The 1,017-nt window shown below is 31.2% G+C and carries 1 protein-coding gene; it reads left to right on the top strand.

All coding sequences use genetic code 11. From position 1 onward, the window contains the following. The first annotated feature begins 111 nt into the window (after positions 1-111). On the top strand, positions 112-648 hold the full coding sequence (locus G498_RS0110170; protein WP_026981046.1) for a hypothetical protein: 537 nt from the start codon (positions 112-114) through the stop codon (positions 646-648). The last annotated feature ends 369 nt before the right edge of the window (positions 649-1,017 follow it).

Consider the following 1,017-nt stretch of genomic DNA (forward strand, 5'->3'; position numbering starts at 1 on the left):
GTTATTCTGAAAAAAGAGTCAATATCTAAGAAAAATACTAAATTTGAAAAACTGAAAACTAAATGACCTTGTTGCATTAAGGTCTTGAATCCACCCGTAACGATCATAATATTGTTTTTAATAGTTTCTATTTCTGTAAATGCACAGAAAAAAGAAAGAACATTTAAAAACCAGGGCGAACAAGAAGATTATTGGGCAGAAAAGCAATTTGAGGAAAATTACTATGAAGAAAGTTACAGAAAGTTTAAGGAGACTATTGTAATTATTGATGAAAATACCATAAAATACAATAACGAAGTATTAATCCTTGACGTTGAGAAAAAACTAAAACCAATATTTGAAAAAGGTATTTTCTATCCTGAAATAATAACTGGAAAAGTAAAATCAGGACAAGCTCGAAAAGAAGAATTAGACTCAATGCTAATTAGAAATGACAGTATGTATATTTCTAATCTTAAAGAAATCAAATCTCCACATCCTGTAACAATAAAAAGATTTCGTTTTTGGTTGTCTCAAAAAGGAAGTGCTAATCCCACTGCTTGTTTAATTGAGTTGACGAATAATACTGCTACCAAAAACACTAAACTTGAAGATTTTATAATTGGGTCTAGAATTACGTTTTTTAAAAGTGGTTGGAAAGCAATTTAAACGGTGCATAACAGCGGTTTTGTGCAAGCGAGGTTTCGGGATTTATCGGTAAAGGCTTGGTGTTTGCATTTTCTTCTTTTTTTGGGCTTTTTCCTTTCTACCTTTTCGGTATATTTGTAAACATCAGTAATAAAAATCCTCGCCTGACACAAAGCCGGCGGGACGTTGTAAGTGATTTTGACCCAAAATCGAGGAAATACAATATGAATATTTTGAAAATTAATTATATTTATTAACCAAACAACGTTTCCAACTATGAAGAAAAAACTCAAAAAACTGTTTTATCTTTCACTGCTTCTTTCCGGTTTAATTATTGCAGGCTGTGAATTACAGGAAGATGTAATTGAACAGCACAACCATCAACATGAA

It is taken from the genome of Flavobacterium suncheonense GH29-5 = DSM 17707 (assembly GCF_000430025.1).
Taxonomy (GTDB): domain Bacteria; phylum Bacteroidota; class Bacteroidia; order Flavobacteriales; family Flavobacteriaceae; genus Flavobacterium; species Flavobacterium suncheonense.